Raw genomic sequence first — 16,334 nt, forward strand, 5'->3', positions numbered from 1 at the left:
GGCCATGCAGGTCCACCCGGCTATTGCCGCGTTGCGCGCGGACCGCGCAGCGCAGCGGGTTATGCAGGAAGAATTTCTCGACGCTCTTGAGCCTTGGCAGACACACGCCAATACGATCGCGATCAGGAAAGATGTTGAGGCTTACGCTGAAGGCCGGCCGCTCAAGGATTGCGTAAAGCTTGATCGGCTTTTGTCAGACGCGGTTTTTGCAACGGCGTTCGTGCAGGTTTGGCAGCGCAGCATGATCGCGGCATTGCGCCAGTATCCGCTCGGCATTCCAACATTCGCGCATCGCGGGGCTGATGCCCTAGCCAACATCATCCTGATGGCTAAAGGCAATGCGTCGCTTGGAATCACCGTTTATGAGGAAGCCAACACAGTCAGGAAGCCCAAATCAGCGGTATTTTCTGACCGCCAAATGCACGAATGTGTGATTAGTGGATCCGCCGATGGTGTGATGCATGAGGTGCGCCAGTGCGACGGGATCGACACCCTCATCGACACTTGTTCCGTGTATTGGCGTCCGGGCGCGATCATCGTCACCCATGGCCCATGCGAAGCGCGCCAAGTCGTGTCGGTGAAGGGCGCGATGGTGGTTCTGCAATTATCGCGTCAGGCCTCTCACCCCCAGCCAACGCGCGAGTATTCGCTCCATGATGGGGCGCTTATCCAGAGCGCAAGCGGCGATAAGCTGGCGAGCCAAAAAGTGATGGCGCTTTCGGTGTTGGGCGCAATGGCGGCAAGGGGTGAAGCGCCGGGTGCATTACAAGCAATGGTCAGATGCGCGAATGATCTGAACGAAGATGCTGATGCGCGGTGGGAGGCAGTGCGCCAAACGCTTGCCTGCAATCCCGCACAGGGCATTGCGCTCCTCGAAATGATCGCCGCCAACACCAGTGATCCGCTCACTCTGCCAGCGCTGCATCTACGCGATCTTCTGCGATCCGATCAGCCCGAATTGGAACACCTTTTTGCATGCCGCTGACTATCGAGCAGGTCCCCCAACGAAACGCGGAACACCAGTCTTCCTGCTCGCTCGAGCAGTGTATAAGTGCGCTCGAGGAATTGCATTTCGATCCCACCGATCCGGATGGTGTGCTTGAAGCATCGGCATGGCTGGCAAAGCTTACCGCCAACAGATCCTTCCTGGCGGACATACTGATCGCGAAACTGGCAAGCCGCGAGGATAATTCGATCGCTTCGGGATACGGTCCGCAGGCCATCGTGCTCAGCCCTGTGCGAGGCAACATGTTCCTACGCGCCAATATCTGGCCTGCTGAACACGATCTCTGCTTCAAGAATAGTGGTGCCGAAAACTTCGTCTATGGCATCCCGCACGATCATAATTTCTCGTTTCTAACGAGCGGGTATCTCGGCCCTGGCTATCGCAGCGATCATTTCGAGTACGAATATGAAGACGTCAAAGGGTTGCCAGGTGAAGCAGTAGAAATGCACTACACTGGCCGCACGGCCCTGGGTGAAGGGCATATCCAGCTTTACCGCGCGCACCGCGATGTTCATTCGCAATTGCCGCCTGAAAGCCTTTCTGTTTCGCTGAACATCATGCATGTCGACCCATCGCAATGCTGGTTTGATCAATACGGATTTGATCTTGAACGGCGCGAGATTAGCCGCGTGCTAAGCCCCAATGCGAGCGAGGTTTTCCTGCGGGTGGCCGTTGCGAGCGGAGCAGACGACGCGCTCGATTTTGCGGAGTGGGTCGGCGATACGCATCCAAGCGAGCGGCTGCGGCTGGCGAGTTTCGAAGCGCGCGCTGCGGTCTATCAAACGCCGGAAGCGCGCGATGCCTTGTGGCGAGAAGGGGAGGATTGCGGCAGTCAGATGATCGCGAAGGTCGCGAAGAAGCGCAGGGCTGCGCTGCGGCCTTGCTAGGCGCGGTTCAAATCACTCCGCCAGCCAGCCTATCAATTGCGCCTTGCAGAATGATCGCGGCGGCATGGCTGTCGATGGCTTCAGCACGTTTGGCTCGGCTCATATCCTGGCAAATCATCGCGGCCTCTGCGCTCTGGGTTGACCAACGTTCATCCCAAAGCATTACTGGCAAATCGAAAGCCTCAGACAGGTTACGAGCGTAGCCGCGAGAGGATTGGGCGCGCGGACCCTCGCTGCCGTCCATGTTTCGCGGCAGACCGATCACGATCCCCTTGATCGCGCGATCCTTGATGAGAGTTTCGAGAGCGCCCTTGTCGCGGCCCCACTTGCCGCGCGGCAATGTCTTTCCATTGGTCGCAAATCGCCAACCTGCATCGCACAAAGCGGTGCCGATCGTCTTTGTCCCAAGATCAAGCCCCAGCAGCGCGCCGCCATCGGGGAGCGCTTCTGCGAAATCGAGAGCGTTCTCGGTAATCAGGAGGCGGTGCCCTGCGCAGACGCATTGTCCATCCCAGCAAACGCACGCGCTCTGCGGTTTACGTCGGCTCGCGTGTTCGCCCAGAACAGCGGGATGTCATAAACGTGATAATTGTTGCCGGGCAGGACGTATGGCCCAAGCTCTGGCGGGTCGCCAATCAACAGCAGTCCGCGATCATCGCAGCGTGCTGGGACGGCATCCGGCACCAGGAAACCGTTTTGCAGATCATCATCAGGCACCAAAGTCCCAAGGTTGAGCGACATTTCGGCAGTGTCGTCATACTTGCCCGTCAGCGGATTGGTGCACAGAATTTCGCTGTCTCCGCGCGGTTCGCCGTCAAAGCCGATTGATGCGGCATAGGTTTCCATCACAGAGGATGGATCAGCGGGTTCGGCATAGCTTGACCAAGAAAGGATGCACCGCGTCTGCTGGGCGGTGGCGCACGCCGGAAAGCCCATGGCGGGCAGGTCATGCTCCACTGAGATAGGCCAACCGATCGCATAGGCGGCAATAAGGCGCTCTGCTGCAGGCGATCCGTTCACTTCTTCGAGCAAAAGCCGGTTGAGATGCAGCGCACCCTGGCTGTGCCCGGCAAGAACGATGGGCGTGTCATCATCGAGCGATGATAGAAAATAGGCATAGGCCTCTTTCACGTCCTCATAAGCGGCATCTATGGCCTGCTGACCCTCGGGAGCATCTGTCAGAAACGCCCCAAAGGTCGCCTGCCGGTATTTTGGCGCCCAAATCTCGCTCGCTCCGTTGAACGGGCTCGCCATCCCGCGCACAAAGACTTTTGCGATGCGCTCGGCTTCCTCATCGGCGTTTTCACCGATCGGTGCGTTCCAGCGAGCGCGATTAAGATAGCTGGTGGGATGGATGAAGAAGACCGCGTAATCGGGCGCTTCGGGCAGGGGGATTAGCTCAGCTCGGGCTGATTCTTGATCGATTGCGGCCTCGCTTGGTTCTGCCGGTGGAGCAAATGATGGCTCCCAACGCGCGGGGTCGCTTTCTCCCATGCCGGGGCGCGAATACCACATGGCGGGGTCTTCATACGCGTTCTCTTCCAGCGCCTCTTGCGGTTCGAATTCGGTAGAAGGGACGAGCGCAATTCTGGCGATGTCTTCTTGGAACATCTCATACCCGATGCGCCCGACGATAAAGGCGACGAGACAGAAAGCGACGACGTAAAGAAACTTCTTTGCCATGGGGCGAATGTTATCCTGCTGATCGGTAAGCGAGCTTGCCCGCTATCAATCCGCCTCTGCCGGGGTTTGTTCCGCAGGCGATGGCTCGGCAGGGACGGTTTCGACCAATGGAGGGCGCAATGTTGTCCACGCGCGATCACCGCGAAGCGATGTGTACCACGTAATCGGGTTCCAGGTTGTCGATCCATCCAACGAGAAGGTGATGAATTCAGCGCGCCCGCCGATATTTTCGAGCGGGATGCCTTTGCCCAGACCTTTGTCTTTAGCAGGAGCGCGGCTGTCTGCTGAATGATCGCGGTTGTCACCCATCACGAAGACATGACCGTCAGGAACGGTATAAGCCGGGAAATTGTCCAGGCCTTGATCCATGTGATCGATGATCAAATAGGTCGCGCCATTCGGCAGGGTTTCACGATAGGTATCCGGTTCGAAGAATTCTTGGCCGTCTTCCCCAATTCGGCGAAAACCCTCAAAATCATCAAGACAGGCGCGCTGTCCCATAGAACTGGCGCACATCAACTCCGGTTCGAATGGGATCTGGACGGCTGGTACCATCTCGCGCGGCACCATGGTGCCATTGAGGATGATGCGCCCATCCTTGACCTCGATTGTGTCGCCGGGGCGGGCAACGACGCGCTTGATGTAATCCTCGTTACGGTCTGGATGCACCGGGATCACGATATCGCCGTATTCTGGGGTTGCCGGCCAAACCCGCCAATCGCTGCGGGGGAGCAGGTGAAAGCTCGCCGAGGCCCATGACCAGCCGTATGGATATTTGCTCACCACCAGACGATCGCCAACGTAAAGGGTCGGCATCATCGAAGTGGACGGGATATAGAAAGGCTTTGCAACAAGGCTGTGAAAAATCAGCACGGCAAGCAGCATCAAAGCCAGTCCGCGCAATTCTGCAAACCAGTTTACCTTGTTGTCTTCGGCGCTCTCGCCTGTTGTGTCGTCGGCCATATCCGCCATGGCGGCATCAGCCGCATCGTTGCTTTGTATCACGCTGTGTGTGCCTGTTAGACTGCTCAAAAGGTGCGGGCCTCAATAATGACGAAGGCCTGCGCCCATGGATGATCATCGGTTAGGGTGAGATGAATGACCGCTTCATGGCCTTGCGGCAGCATTTCTTCAAGTCGCGATGCAGCTCCGCCTGTTAATGCAAGCGTTGGAGCGCCCGATGCTGCGTTCACAACGCCAATGTCTTTCATAAAGACGCCGCGCCGAAATCCTGTCCCCACCGCCTTGCTGAACGCTTCTTTTGCAGCGAATCTCTTCGCGTAGGTTCCCGCAATGGTGAACGGGCGCCTGCGAGCCTTGGCCCTTTCAATTTCTGTGAACACCCGGTTTTCGAACCGTTCGCCAAATCTGTCGAGCGAGTTGGCAATACGCTCAATATTGCAGAGGTCTGATCCGGTGCCGATTATCATGAAAGCGCCTTCATAAGTGCCATGGAAAGAAGGGCGAGGGCGATCACATGCAGCAGAACCTGGTTCATAAAGAGGGGATGCGCAAAATCGCCCTTGGCGAATTTGAGCGCGCCGACATAGCCGAAGATCTGCAGAGCGACCCAACCAATCGCAAATGGAACGAGCACCTGGTTTGCCAGCGCAAATCCAAGAAAGCCGACAGCGATCAGGAACAAGGCCGCGGCAGCTCCGGCCGCTAGCTTTTGCGAACGCGATAATTCAGGAAGCGGTTCACCGTTCATCGCGCGTCGTCCATCAGATCGCGCATTTTACGGATTGCAGCCTCAAGCCCGATAAACACAGCTTCTCCAATCAGATAATGTCCGATGTTAAGCTCTGCTATCTGAGGGATCGCGGCAATGGGCTGGACGTTTTCAAATGTCAGGCCGTGGCCTGCGTGCGGCTCAATCCCGTTTTTCGCAGCAAGCGCTGCCATGTCGGAGATTCGCTTTACCTCGCTTGCAGTCTTCTCGCTGTCGCCATCCAGAATTGCATGCGCGTATTCGCCTGTATGAAACTCCACCACTGGCGCGCCTAGACGCAGTGCTGCGTCCAATTGTCGTTCATTAGCCTCGATAAACAGCGAGACGCGAATGTCCTGCTCGCGCAAGGCATCAACAATGGGAACCAGTGTGTTGTGAAGGCCTGCTGCGTCCAGCCCGCCTTCAGTGGTGCGCTCTTCGCGTTTTTCGGGGACGATGCAGGCAGCGTGCGGTTTGTGGCGCAGCGCAATCTCCAGCATTTCTTGCGTCGCTGCCATCTCAAGATTGAGTGGCAGATCGGTCGCTTCCTGAATGCGCGCCAAATCTTCGTCGCGGATATGGCGGCGATCTTCGCGCAGGTGAGCGGTGATACCGTCGCCCCCGACACTCGCCACAATTTCAGCCGCGCGCACAGGATCGGGGTGATCGCCGCCGCGCGCATTGCGGATCGTGGCGACGTGATCAATATTCACGCCTAAACGTAGTGGTGCTGTCATTCTTTCCTGCTTCCCGGTTTCGTCACAGTTACGGCGGCGAGAGCTGCCGGGATGTCGGCCTCGTCGTAAGTTGGGAAATCAAACGCAGCGAGGGGGAAGAAAGGAACACCGAGATCGACATTGCCCATAGACCGATCAATCAGCGAACATTCGGCGATAACCTCGCCGCCTTCGCGCGCCACCGCCGCAATTGCTTCGCGGCTGGATAGCCCTGTTGTGACAACATCTTCGACCATCAGCACCTTGGCCCCGGATTCCAGGGCGAATCCACGTCGCAAATGAAAAACGCCATCGGGTCGTTCGAGGAACATCGCGTCCTTGTCCAAAACGCGCGCCACTTCTTGACCGATTATGATTCCACCCATCGCCGGAGAGACCACCACATCGACTGCTTCGATGATCTCGGCAGGAATGCCCGCAACAACCGCTTCAGCCAGTCTCGCCGCCCGATCAGGCCGCATCAAAACACGCGCGCATTGCAGGTAATGTCCGCTATGTTTGCCTGAAGAGAGTTTGAAGTGCCCTTCGAGCAAAGCACCCGAGTTTCGAAATTCTTCAAGCACTTGATCGAGATTCATGGTATGACGCGTTGTTGAATTCATCAGATGGAATTGTCCACTGTCGTGAGGGAAATGGCGCAATCTTGCGTGGGTATCATGCCTAATTGCATAAAATTCTCCCTAGAAGCGCTTGAGGCGCTGGGCAAGCGCGGCTAATAGGGCGGCAAATCTGGTAGAAATGTCAGTAAAGCACTGGTGGAACGCGCGTCGCAGAACGGTGTTCAAACAGTATGGGATTACAATCTGGAATGTGTAGGCACATGATTATGGGTCAGGCTTTTGCCCGTTTGAAACTTGTTTGGCTTGCTGTGGTAGCAATGTTCGCTGTTGCAGTACCCGGTGCGCTGGTAGCGCAAGATGGCATTGCGCCAGAATCGCCCGTTGGTGAGGTTGCGGAGGAAGTGACGCAGGCCGTGCCGGAACAAGAAGGCGCGTACTCGCCAATGGCGCCCACTGATGGTGTTGGCATGCCAACTGCGCCTCAGGATGACATGCTCGCCAGCATGACCTTTCAGGAGCAGTACTCTGAAACCGGGCAATATGCCTTGTGGATGCATGATTATATCCTGCTTCCGGTGATCACGCTGATCAGCCTGTTTGTTCTCGGGCTGCTGATTTACGTCATCGTGCGCTATAACAAGCGCGCCAACCCAGTTCCTTCAAAAACCACTCACAACACGATGATTGAGGTTGTCTGGACGATTATCCCGGCGCTTATCCTTGTTGTAATCGCGGTTCCGTCGATCACTCTTCTCGCAGCGCAGTATGAAACGCCGCCAGAAGATGCCGTGACGATCAAGGCGACCGGTTATCAGTGGTATTGGACTTACACCTATCCCGATCATGGCGAGATTGAGATTGTTTCGAACATGCTCAGCAATGACGACGCGATCGCCAATGGCGAACCTGCGCTGCTGGCTGTCGACAATCGCATGGTCGTCCCAGCGGACACACCGCTGCGCATCCAAACCACCGCGGCTGACGTAATTCATGCATTCTCGGTACCTTCGCTTTGGTTCAAGCAAGATGCCATTCCGGGTCGTCTCAATGAGAAGATGATCGAGGGAATTCCGGAGGGCGTTTATTACGGACAATGTTCGGAATTGTGCGGCGCAAAGCACGGCTACATGCCGATTGCTGTCGAAGCACTCCCGCCTGAAAAGTTCGCCGCGTGGGTGGCTGAGCAAGGCGGTGAAATGCCCGGTGCTGCCGAGGCGGCGCCTGCCGCTGAAGGCGAAGAAGTCGAAGCAGAAGCGACCGAAGTCGCTCTTGCTGAATAAGATAATTTTGAACGAATACGACACAGAGAGAAGCTGAACGATGGCTACCACCGCAGAAGGTTTCGACATTCACACCGAGGATCACGCACACGAGGCGGATCACAAGCCGGGCTTTTTTGCTCGCTGGTTTATGTCGACCAACCACAAAGATATCGGCACACTGTATTTGATCTTTGCGATCTTCGCGGGGATCATTGGTGGCGCGATGTCAGGCGTCATGCGTCTGGAGCTTGCTGAGCCAGGCATTCAGCATCTGGGTGCAGCGGTTGAATTCTTCGGCGGCAATGCCTCTGAGAGTGCCAACCTGCATATGTGGAATGTGTTCATCACGGCTCACGGCCTGATCATGGTTTTCTTCATGGTCATGCCGGCCATGATTGGCGGGTTCGGCAACTGGTTCGTTCCGCTCATGATTGGTGCGCCGGATATGGCGTTCCCGCGTATGAACAACGTGTCGTTCTGGTTGACGGTTGCTGGCTTTATCAGCCTGTGTTTCTCGCTGTTTGTGCCCGGTACTGGGCCTGATGCACTGGGCGCAGGTGTCGGCTGGACGGTCTATGCACCGCTATCGACTACGGGCAATGTCGGCCCTGCGGTCGACTTTGCGATCTTCTCGCTGCACTTGGCGGGCGCCGGCTCGATCCTTGGTGCAACCAACTTCATCACCACCATTTTCAACATGCGCGCGCCGGGTATGACCCTGCACAAAATGCCGCTGTTCGTATGGTCGGTGCTCGTCACCGCATTCCTGCTGCTGCTCGCGCTTCCAGTGCTTGCTGCTGCTATCACCATGCTTTTGACGGATCGTAATTTCGGTACGACCTTCTTCGATCCTGCTGGCGGTGGTGACCCGGTTCTCTACCAGCACTTGTTCTGGTTCTTCGGCCACCCCGAAGTGTACATCATGATCCTGCCGGGCTTCGGTATGATCAGCCAGATCGTTGCGACTTTCAGCCGCAAGCCCGTGTTCGGCTATCTCGGCATGGCCTACGCTATGGTTGCGATTGGCGTCGTCGGCTTCATCGTGTGGGCGCACCACATGTACACTGTCGGCCTCGACGTGAACACTAAGATGTACTTCACCGCCGCGACGATGGTGATCGCCGTCCCGACGGGCGTCAAAATCTTCAGCTGGATCGCGACGATGTGGGGCGGCTCGATGGAGTTCAAGTCACCCATGGTCTGGGCGCTTGGCTTTATCTTCCTGTTCACCGTTGGTGGTGTGACCGGTGTGATCCTCGCCAATGGTGGTATCGATGATAACCTGCACGACACGTATTATGTGGTTGCTCACTTCCACTACGTGCTGTCGATGGGCGCAGTGTTCTCGCTGTTCGCGGGCTTCTATTACTGGTTCCCGAAGATGAGCGGAAAAATGCACTCCGAGCTGTTGAGCCACATCCACTTCTGGGGCTTCTTCATCGGCGTGAACATCGTGTTCTTCCCGCAGCACTTCCTTGGTATGAACGGAATGCCGCGCCGTATCCCTGACTATCCAGAAGCGTTCGCTTACTGGAACGAGATTAGCTCTTACGGCTATGTCGTCATGGCGGCATCGATGCTGGTGTTCTTCGTCAACATCGGTTGGTCGCTGGTTGCCGGCAAGGCTCCTGGCAAGAACCCATGGGGCGAAGGTGCGACCACGCTTGAGTGGACGCTCACTAGCCCACCGCCTTACCACCAGTTCGAAACGCTGCCTGTGATCGAGGATCATCACGATTACCACGATCATTCGCAGCCAGAAGCGAAGCCGGCGTAAGCTGTCTCGCTTCACAGATTACGAGTGAGAGAGGAGGGAAGGGCGCTTCGCAAGGGGCGCTCTTCCTGAATATCAAAGAAGACAGATGAATACGATTGTCACCACCACAAACATAATGCCGGCCGATTGGCGTGATTTTTTCACGCTGACGAAACCGCGCGTGATGACGTTGGTGATCTTTACCGGCATCTGCGGCCTGTTGGCGGCGCCTGGCACCATTCATCCAGTGATCGGCTTTACCGCAATTCTCGCGATTGCCCTGGGTGCTGGCGGCTCTGCTGTCCTTAATCAATGGTGGGAAGCGGATCTCGACAAGGGTATGAAACGCACGGCCAGCCGTCCGCTGCCCGATGGCCGCTTGCGCCGCGAAGATGCGCGTGATTTCGGTATTTTCCTGTCCGCCGTTTCGGTCGGACTGATGGGTGTGGCTGTGGGATGGCTTGCGGCGATCTCCTTGTTCGCGGCGATCATCTACTACGCCGTCATCTACACGATGTGGCTAAAGCCGCGTACGCCTCAAAACATTGTCATCGGCGGAGGCGCAGGCGCATTTCCTCCTTTCATCGGATGGATTGCCGTCACGGGCGAAATCACCGCCATGCCGATTCTGCTCTTCGCGATCATCTTCATGTGGACGCCGCCGCATTTCTGGGCGCTCGCGCTGTTTGTGAAGTCTGACTATGCCAAGGTCGGAATTCCAATGCTGCCGGTCGTCGCAGGCGAGCGCGCAACGCGTCAGCAGATCATGATCTACACCGTGCTGCTCGCACCGATTGCAATTGCGCCTTGGCTGATTGGCGGAACAAGCTGGGTCTATGGCAGCGTGGCTGTCGTTCTTTCTGCATTGTTCCTCATGCTTGCCGTGCCGGTGCTGTCAGAAGAGCGTCAGGGCGCAGATCCACTTCAGCCCGAAAAGCGGCTGTTCAAGTTCAGTATCGTCTATCTGTTTGCGCTGTTCGCCGCTTTGGTCGCGGACCGGGTTCTGTTTGCCAACGGTTTGATCGGCGGAGGTGTGTTCGCATGACACCTGAGGAAGAAGCCGAAATCAAGCGGCGCCAGAAGATGCGCAATTACGTTGTTGGCGGCACGCTCATTTTCTTCGTGGTGCTGTTCTATCTCATCACCATCGCTAGGCTGGGTGCGCAATGAACACTGCTGCGAGCCTGGACCTTGATACCCAGCGCAAGAATCTGCGCACCGGCATCCTCGCGCTCCTGTTCGCAGGGGCCATGGTCGGTCTCGGTTTTGCAGCCGTCCCGCTTTACGATCTGTTCTGCCGGGTAACAGGCTTTGGCGGCACAACTCAGGTTGCCAGCGAGAGCGCGGCTGCCAATGCGGCAGCGGCCGGCGTTAGCGAAACCATGTCGATCCGCTTTGATGCGTCGACGTCCAGCGGCATTGGCTGGGAATTTCGCCCTGAGCAGGCGACCGACACCGTCCGCATCGGCCAGCGCGATATCGCGACCTATGTGGCGAAGAACCTCGAAGGCAAGCCGGTGACAGGCACTGCAACCTTCAACGTTGAGCCCAGCCAGGCGGGCAAGTATTTCCACAAAATCCAGTGTTTCTGCTTCACTGAGCAGACGCTGGAAGCTGGGCAGGAAGTTACCATGCCCGTTCTCTATTACGTCGATCCGGCTATCCTCGAAGATGAGTTTATGGCCGATGTCGAACAGATCACGCTAAGCTACACTTTTCACCGTGCTAAAGAGCCAGAGACATTCGGTCTTTCGCGCGACAACTGATTACAACCAAGCCATGGGAATGAAAAAATGGGCGGTAAGGTAAACCACGATTATCATATTCTAGAGCCGGATATCTGGCCTCTGGTGGGCTCGCTCTCCGCGGTGACATTTACCACTGGCCTGGTGTTCAACATGCACGAAATGTTCGGCACAGCAGGGCCGATCATTATGTATCTCGGCCTTGCTGGGCTCATCGCCACGTTCTTCATGTGGTTCAAGAACATCGTCAACGAAGCCGAAGGCGGCGACCACACGCCGGTTGTCCAGCTTCACATGCGCTATGGCATGATCCTGTTCATCGCATCGGAGGTTATGTTCTTCGTCGGATGGTTCTGGGCGTTCTTTGATTTCGCCCTTTTTCCTGAACCGATTGTGGTGAGCGATGATGGAACCGTGACCTCGCTCTTCCAACAGGAAGGCGCAGCTGCCGTCACTCAATTCCCGGCCAAGGGTATCGAAGTCATCAATCCGTTTGCGCTTCCTTTGCTCAATACGCTGATCCTGCTCTGCTCTGGCACCACAGTAACATGGGCGCACCACGCTCTGATCCACGGCGATCGTGAAGGCCTGAAGCAAGGTCTATGGGCCACGATCGCCCTTGGCGTAGTGTTCAGCGCGATCCAAGCTTACGAGTACGCAGTTGCTCCGTTCGCGTTCGGCACCAACACCTATTCATCGGCCTTCTACATGGCGACAGGCTTTCACGGCTTCCACGTCCTAATCGGTACGATCTTCCTAGCGGTGTGCCTCTATCGCGCATATCTTGGTCACTTCACTCCGCGCCAGCACTTCGGCTTTGAAGCGGCGGCCTGGTATTGGCACTTCGTCGATGTCGTGTGGCTGTTCCTCTTTATCGCCGTCTACATCTGGGGTGGCTGGGGCGCTCCGGTCCATTGATCGCACCGCCTGATACTTCCCAAAATACGAAAGGGCAGCCCGGTATATTCGCGGCTGCCCTTTTCGGTTTGTGCCCGCATTGCGGTGCAAAGACGCTGTTTGGAGCGCCTGCCCAGATTGCCGATCATTGCCGGGCGTGTGGGTATGATTTTGCGAGCATAGAGCGTGGTGGCCGATTGGCGGGACTCGTCACGATCATTGTCGCCGTAATCCTGTGCGCGATTGCGCTGGGTCTTGATGCGCTATTTCGCCTACCCATTGCCCTGCAATTTGCGATGTGGGCACCGCTTACCGTGGGCGGCGTTTTGTATGCGCTGCGGTTTTATAAAACCCTGTTCCTCTATGCGGGATATGAGCGGCAACGCGAAGGTGCGTCGGATAAAGAGCCATGAGCCGCCTACCGATCATTCCAACCATTCTGGTGCTTGCCGCAGTCGCTACCATGATTGCGCTTGGCGTCTGGCAATTGGGGCGCGCTGATGAAAAAGCGGAACTGATTGCGCGCGCAGAAGCGGCTGCAGCCAGCACGCAGCCCGTGGACTTTCCCATGGAAGGTGATGGCCGAGATCGGTGGTTTCGGCAAAGTGAGCTCAACTGCCAGTCTGTCACAGATATCGAGGCGAGGGTGGGCAATGCTGCGACTGGCGCCAAAGGTTGGGGGTTTAGAGCGCAATGCGTCACTCACCGGGGCGGAGCCGTTCCGGTCGATATCGGATTTTCCCGCTTTCCCGAAGCGCCCGAATGGGAAGGCGGTGTCGTCAGCGGAGTTATCGCGCCTGGGCCGCGTCTTGTGGCTGATCCGGCGGTTGCAGATCTAGAGGCATTGGCAAAACCTGACCCCAATGATCTGCCGAACAATCACCTTGCCTATGCAGGGCAGTGGTTCTTTTTCGCGCTCACAGCTCTGGTCATCTACGGCATCGCTGTGAGATCACGGATCAAGCGACGCGGCTAACGGCCAAGTGTGCGCCAAACTTTCCTAATCAGGCTCATGCTGCCAACATTTGCGCGTTCTTTCGCAGTGTTGATCCGTCTCAAACTAATTGCTTCGGCCCGGGGCGTAGCCTGCGTGCAGCGCTTTTGACGGCATGCGCCTTCAATTTAGCCTCTCACCCCCTGTCCGTCACCCATCTGTTTCCTATGATAACACTCTGTGAAATATAAAGAATTAGGGTATTCCTGAAGGTGACAGGGTGTAACCTTTGTCACCCTGTTTGCCCTTTTTAGCGGATTACCGAGGATTGCAGACATTCTTCGGGTTATAGGCCGGTCAGAGGGTTTGGTCCTTGCCAACCAAAACATTGCCCCTGCACGCCCGCACCGCTAAGCGGCACAGCGTCATGGAATATGTATCTACCCGCGGAAATGCGCCTGTTCTCGATTTCGAAGGCGTTACCCTTGCCGGCCTTGCCAGCGATGGCGGATTGTACCTGCCGCGCGAATGGCCACGGTTTAGCGAAGATCAAATCCGTGCACTTCGCGGGAAGCCGTATTGGGCTGTCGCGGTTGAAGTTATGAAACCCTTTGTGGGCGATTGCCTCACTGAAGATGAACTCACGAAGCTGTGCACCGAAGTCTATGGCGAATTCAGCCATGCAGCTGTCACGCCTCTGATCCAGCTGGATGAACAGCACTGGCTGCTTGAATTGTTCCACGGCCCAACGCTCGCGTTCAAGGATATTGCGCTCCAAATGCTTGGTCGGCTGTTCGAGACCTTTCTTGAACGCCGGGGCGAGCGCCTGACCATTGTCGGTGCGACAAGTGGCGATACGGGCTCTGCAGCCATCCGCGCTGTGGCAGGTCTCGATCGGGTCGAGATATTCATGCTCCATCCACATGGCAAAGTCAGCGATGTACAGCGCCGCCAGATGACAACGGTGCTCGCACCAAATGTGCACAACATCGCGATTGATGGCAGCTTCGACGATGCGCAGCGCCATGTGAAGCGCATGTTTGGCGATGCTGCGGTTAACGGGCCTGTCGGTGGGCCGCTGCAATTGGGTGCGGTCAACTCAATCAACTGGTCCCGCCTGATGGCGCAGGTCGTCTACTATTTCTATTCCGCGCTTCAACTGGGCGCACCCGATCGCAAAGTCGCCTACAGCGTGCCGACTGGCAATTTCGGTGATGTGTTTGCGGGCTATGTGGCCGCGCAGATGGGTCTCCCGGTTGAGACGCTGATTGTGGCCACCAATGTGAATGATATCCTGCGCCGCGCGATTACCAGCGGCGATTATTCAGCAGGCGAAGTTACCCCGACAATCACCCCTTCGATGGACATCCAGGTGAGCTCGAATTTCGAACGGTTGTTGTTTGACTGCGGCGGCCGTGATGGAGCCGCTCTGGGTGACCAGATGCGCGGTTTCGACGGTGCCAACGCCATGCAGCTGTCCAATGCCCAGCGTGACGGGATGAAGGCTTTGTTTGTAAGCTACAGCGCGGATCAGGAGCAGACCTCTCGCGCAATGCAATGGGCGTACCAGGCTGGTGGGCAGATTATCGATCCACACACCGCCGTGGGCCTTAGCGCCGCGCGCGATGCTCTGGAAGAAGCATCGCTCGATGAGGTAGTGCCGATCGTGACACTGGCGACCGCCCATCCGGCAAAGTTTCGCGATGCCGTGGAGCGGGCAACGGGTGTCAGGCCTTCGCTGCCCGCGCGTGTCGGTGACCTGTTTGGCCGCGAAGAAAGCTATGCCGAACTCGCGGGTGACTACGAGACTGCGCGCGAATTTGTCCTGTCGAACAGCGCCTTCAGCTCGGCGACCGCATCGGCCTGATGGCACAGCTCATTCGCGATCCGCAATTGATGGTGGGCGAGGGTTGGGACGCCTACCGCCTGCTCGACAGCGGACACGGGCGAAAGCTGGAACAATTCGGTCCCTATCGTTTTATCCGTCCGGAGCCGCAAGCAATGTGGTCCCCGCGGCTCTCCGATTGGGTGGCTGACAGCGAATTTGTGCCGGGATCAGATGAAGATGGCGGCGGGCGCTGGTCCGACACAGCTGGCCTTCCGGCAGATGGCTGGGAGCTGTCATACGGTAATGCCCGCTTCACTGCCCAGCCAACGCCATTCCGGCACTTGCAATTCTTCCCTGACATGGCGCCGGTGTGGGAATGGATGGGAGACCAACTGGCAGGGCTTGAGAATGCGGAGACGATGAACCTGTTCGGATACACAGGCGTCGGCTCACTCGCGCTCAGTGAACATGGCCGGGTAACGCATGTCGATGCGTCTAAGAAATCGGTGGCGCAGGCGAGGGAAAACGCGGCACTATCGGGCATGGAGGATCGACCCATCCGCTGGCTGGTCGATGATGCAGCGAAGTTTGCAGCACGCGAAGTGCGGCGAGAGCGGCGGTATGACGGAATCATACTCGACCCTCCCAAATTCGGTCGAGGGCCGAAGAACGAAACGTGGCGATTGGAAGAAGGACTGCCTGCCTTGGCCAGGGATTGCGGAAGGCTGCTGGATGCGGAGAGCCGCTTTCTCTTCCTCACCGTTTACGCTGTGCGCATGAGCAGTCTGGCAATCGCGGGAATGCTCGAGGAAGCGCTGCAGAATCTGCCGGGTACAATCGAACACGGCGAACTGTGTGTGCAAGAGACAGGCGAGAGCGCGCGCCTGCTGCCAACTGCGATCTTCGCACGGTGGAGCAATCCGGGCTAAGGGCGCGTCATGCAAAACACTGATTCGCTTATCCTTGAAGTCAACGAACTCGAAGTCGATGTCCTGACCGGTATCTATTCGGAAGAAACCGGCAAACCCCAGCCGCTGCGCATCTCAATCGCTGCGCGATATGATGTGGCGGACCACTACGGTCCCGATATGCCGCTTGAAGCGAGCAAGAACTACATGGACCTCAAAGAGGCAGCAGCTTCGGGATTGCCGAAAGGAGTTCATTTCAAGCTAATCGAGGCAGTCGCCGATCACATCTGTGCGACGCTGTTCACGCAGGATGCACGGGTTCAGGCTGTGACGGTAAAGATTGTGAAGCTGGCAATTGCTGAGGCGAATGAGCAGATCGGCATCACCCTCCACCGCGAACGACCTACTGGATAGGCGCGG

General features: G+C 57.1%; 20 protein-coding genes. 13 read left to right on the forward strand and 7 right to left on the reverse strand.

Annotation, left to right across the window (positions count from 1 at the left end):
- Nucleotides 1-4: 4 nt before the first annotated feature.
- Entirely contained in the window at nt 5-985 is a 981-nt protein-coding gene (locus AUC45_RS15150; RefSeq protein WP_067604418.1) for a hypothetical protein, read from the forward strand.
- Nucleotides 976-1,893, forward strand: coding sequence for a hypothetical protein (locus AUC45_RS15155; protein WP_082701212.1), 918 nt, complete (start codon nt 976-978; stop codon nt 1,891-1,893). The genes AUC45_RS15150 and AUC45_RS15155 overlap by 10 nt, the downstream gene beginning before the upstream one ends.
- Before the next feature lie 7 nt (nt 1,894-1,900).
- Here AUC45_RS15155 and ruvX read toward each other — a convergent pair whose 3' ends face one another.
- From ruvX to pyrE, 7 genes are read right to left on the reverse strand one after another with little or no spacing between them, the layout of a single operon-like run.
- Nucleotides 1,901-2,371 carry a Holliday junction resolvase RuvX gene (gene ruvX, locus AUC45_RS15160; protein ID WP_067604420.1) on the reverse strand — a complete coding sequence of 157 codons (471 nt, stop codon included), beginning with the start codon at nt 2,369-2,371 and terminating at the stop codon, nt 1,901-1,903.
- Entirely contained in the window at nt 2,368-3,576 is a 1,209-nt protein-coding gene (locus AUC45_RS15165) for a DUF3089 domain-containing protein (protein WP_067604422.1), read from the reverse strand. Before AUC45_RS15165 ends, ruvX begins: the two co-directional genes overlap by 4 nt.
- A 45-nt stretch (nt 3,577-3,621) precedes the next feature.
- The gene (lepB, locus tag AUC45_RS15170) at nt 3,622-4,548 is read right to left on the reverse strand and encodes a signal peptidase I (RefSeq protein ID WP_067604602.1); all 927 of its coding nucleotides are present in this window, start codon (nt 4,546-4,548) and stop codon (nt 3,622-3,624) included.
- Nucleotides 4,549-4,604: 56 nt separating this feature from the next.
- Nucleotides 4,605-5,006: a holo-ACP synthase gene (acpS, locus tag AUC45_RS15175; RefSeq protein ID WP_067604424.1), complete on the reverse strand. Its 402-nt coding sequence runs from the start codon at nt 5,004-5,006 to the stop codon at nt 4,605-4,607.
- Entirely contained in the window at nt 5,003-5,287 is a 285-nt protein-coding gene (locus AUC45_RS15180; protein WP_067604426.1) for a pyridoxal phosphate biosynthetic protein, read from the reverse strand. The genes acpS and AUC45_RS15180 overlap by 4 nt, the downstream gene beginning before the upstream one ends.
- Nucleotides 5,284-6,024, reverse strand: coding sequence for a pyridoxine 5'-phosphate synthase (locus tag AUC45_RS15185; protein ID WP_067604428.1), 741 nt, complete (start codon nt 6,022-6,024; stop codon nt 5,284-5,286). Before AUC45_RS15185 ends, AUC45_RS15180 begins: the two co-directional genes overlap by 4 nt.
- Entirely contained in the window at nt 6,021-6,602 is a 582-nt protein-coding gene (gene pyrE / locus AUC45_RS15190) for an orotate phosphoribosyltransferase (protein ID WP_067604604.1), read from the reverse strand. The genes AUC45_RS15185 and pyrE overlap by 4 nt, the downstream gene beginning before the upstream one ends.
- Before the next feature lie 248 nt (nt 6,603-6,850).
- Here pyrE and coxB point away from each other — a divergent pair, with 248 nt between their 5' ends.
- The 11 genes from coxB to AUC45_RS15245 all read left to right on the forward strand — a co-directional run bounded on the left by coxB (nt 6,851) and on the right by AUC45_RS15245 (nt 16,328).
- Complete coding sequence (gene coxB, locus AUC45_RS15195; RefSeq protein ID WP_369815255.1) at nt 6,851-7,864, forward strand: cytochrome c oxidase subunit II; 1,014 nt, start codon at nt 6,851-6,853, stop codon at nt 7,862-7,864.
- Between the two features lie 40 nt (nt 7,865-7,904).
- Nucleotides 7,905-9,623 carry a cytochrome c oxidase subunit I gene (gene ctaD / locus AUC45_RS15200; RefSeq protein WP_067604430.1) on the forward strand — a complete coding sequence of 573 codons (1,719 nt, stop codon included), beginning with the start codon at nt 7,905-7,907 and terminating at the stop codon, nt 9,621-9,623.
- 85 nt (nt 9,624-9,708) lie between these two features.
- Nucleotides 9,709-10,647, forward strand: coding sequence for a heme o synthase (locus tag AUC45_RS15205; RefSeq protein ID WP_067604432.1), 939 nt, complete (start codon nt 9,709-9,711; stop codon nt 10,645-10,647).
- Nucleotides 10,644-10,772 (forward strand): cytochrome C oxidase assembly protein, encoded by a 129-nt coding sequence (locus tag AUC45_RS16135; protein WP_067604434.1) that lies wholly within the window; start codon nt 10,644-10,646, stop codon nt 10,770-10,772. The genes AUC45_RS15205 and AUC45_RS16135 overlap by 4 nt, the downstream gene beginning before the upstream one ends.
- On the forward strand, nt 10,769-11,368 hold the full coding sequence (locus AUC45_RS15215; RefSeq protein ID WP_067604436.1) for a cytochrome c oxidase assembly protein: 600 nt from the start codon (nt 10,769-10,771) through the stop codon (nt 11,366-11,368). The genes AUC45_RS16135 and AUC45_RS15215 overlap by 4 nt, the downstream gene beginning before the upstream one ends.
- 27 nt (nt 11,369-11,395) lie before the next feature.
- Nucleotides 11,396-12,265, forward strand: coding sequence for a cytochrome c oxidase subunit 3 (locus AUC45_RS15220; protein ID WP_067604438.1), 870 nt, complete (start codon nt 11,396-11,398; stop codon nt 12,263-12,265).
- The gene (locus AUC45_RS15225; RefSeq protein ID WP_233998905.1) at nt 12,262-12,657 is read left to right on the forward strand and encodes a DUF983 domain-containing protein; all 396 of its coding nucleotides are present in this window, start codon (nt 12,262-12,264) and stop codon (nt 12,655-12,657) included. The genes AUC45_RS15220 and AUC45_RS15225 overlap by 4 nt, the downstream gene beginning before the upstream one ends.
- Nucleotides 12,654-13,220: an SURF1 family cytochrome oxidase biogenesis protein gene (locus AUC45_RS15230; RefSeq protein ID WP_067604440.1), complete on the forward strand. Its 567-nt coding sequence runs from the start codon at nt 12,654-12,656 to the stop codon at nt 13,218-13,220. The genes AUC45_RS15225 and AUC45_RS15230 overlap by 4 nt, the downstream gene beginning before the upstream one ends.
- A 385-nt stretch (nt 13,221-13,605) precedes the next feature.
- Complete coding sequence (gene thrC, locus AUC45_RS15235) at nt 13,606-15,045, forward strand: threonine synthase (protein WP_067604442.1); 1,440 nt, start codon at nt 13,606-13,608, stop codon at nt 15,043-15,045.
- Entirely contained in the window at nt 15,045-15,935 is an 891-nt protein-coding gene (locus tag AUC45_RS15240; RefSeq protein ID WP_067604444.1) for a class I SAM-dependent methyltransferase, read from the forward strand. The genes thrC and AUC45_RS15240 overlap by 1 nt, the downstream gene beginning before the upstream one ends.
- A 9-nt stretch (nt 15,936-15,944) precedes the next feature.
- Nucleotides 15,945-16,328: a dihydroneopterin aldolase gene (locus tag AUC45_RS15245; protein ID WP_067604446.1), complete on the forward strand. Its 384-nt coding sequence runs from the start codon at nt 15,945-15,947 to the stop codon at nt 16,326-16,328.
- Nucleotides 16,329-16,334: the final 6 nt, after the last annotated feature.

The sequence above is a fragment of the Erythrobacter sp. YT30 genome, assembly GCF_001542875.1.
Lineage (GTDB): Bacteria > Pseudomonadota > Alphaproteobacteria > Sphingomonadales > Sphingomonadaceae > Erythrobacter.

Coding starts and splice junctions, on each gene's coding strand:
- AUC45_RS15185 (WP_067604428.1), bottom strand. CDS start 6,024: ATGACAGCACCACTACGTTTAGGCGTGAATATTGATCACGTCGCCACG.
- AUC45_RS16135 (WP_067604434.1), top strand. CDS start 10,644: ATGACACCTGAGGAAGAAGCCGAAATCAAGCGGCGCCAGAAGATGCGC.
- AUC45_RS15240 (WP_067604444.1), top strand. CDS start 15,045: ATGGCACAGCTCATTCGCGATCCGCAATTGATGGTGGGCGAGGGTTGG.
- AUC45_RS15215 (WP_067604436.1), top strand. CDS start 10,769: ATGAACACTGCTGCGAGCCTGGACCTTGATACCCAGCGCAAGAATCTG.
- AUC45_RS15220 (WP_067604438.1), top strand. CDS start 11,396: ATGGGCGGTAAGGTAAACCACGATTATCATATTCTAGAGCCGGATATC.
- AUC45_RS15205 (WP_067604432.1), top strand. CDS start 9,709: ATGAATACGATTGTCACCACCACAAACATAATGCCGGCCGATTGGCGT.
- acpS (WP_067604424.1), bottom strand. CDS start 5,006: ATGATAATCGGCACCGGATCAGACCTCTGCAATATTGAGCGTATTGCC.
- AUC45_RS15180 (WP_067604426.1), bottom strand. CDS start 5,287: ATGAACGGTGAACCGCTTCCTGAATTATCGCGTTCGCAAAAGCTAGCG.
- AUC45_RS15165 (WP_067604422.1), bottom strand. CDS start 3,576: ATGGCAAAGAAGTTTCTTTACGTCGTCGCTTTCTGTCTCGTCGCCTTT.
- AUC45_RS15230 (WP_067604440.1), top strand. CDS start 12,654: ATGAGCCGCCTACCGATCATTCCAACCATTCTGGTGCTTGCCGCAGTC.
- pyrE (WP_067604604.1), bottom strand. CDS start 6,602: ATGAATCTCGATCAAGTGCTTGAAGAATTTCGAAACTCGGGTGCTTTG.
- thrC (WP_067604442.1), top strand. CDS start 13,606: ATGGAATATGTATCTACCCGCGGAAATGCGCCTGTTCTCGATTTCGAA.
- AUC45_RS15245 (WP_067604446.1), top strand. CDS start 15,945: ATGCAAAACACTGATTCGCTTATCCTTGAAGTCAACGAACTCGAAGTC.
- ctaD (WP_067604430.1), top strand. CDS start 7,905: ATGGCTACCACCGCAGAAGGTTTCGACATTCACACCGAGGATCACGCA.
- AUC45_RS15155 (WP_082701212.1), top strand. CDS start 976: ATGCCGCTGACTATCGAGCAGGTCCCCCAACGAAACGCGGAACACCAG.
- coxB (WP_369815255.1), top strand. CDS start 6,851: ATGGGTCAGGCTTTTGCCCGTTTGAAACTTGTTTGGCTTGCTGTGGTA.
- lepB (WP_067604602.1), bottom strand. CDS start 4,548: ATGGCGGATATGGCCGACGACACAACAGGCGAGAGCGCCGAAGACAAC.
- AUC45_RS15150 (WP_067604418.1), top strand. CDS start 5: ATGCAGGTCCACCCGGCTATTGCCGCGTTGCGCGCGGACCGCGCAGCG.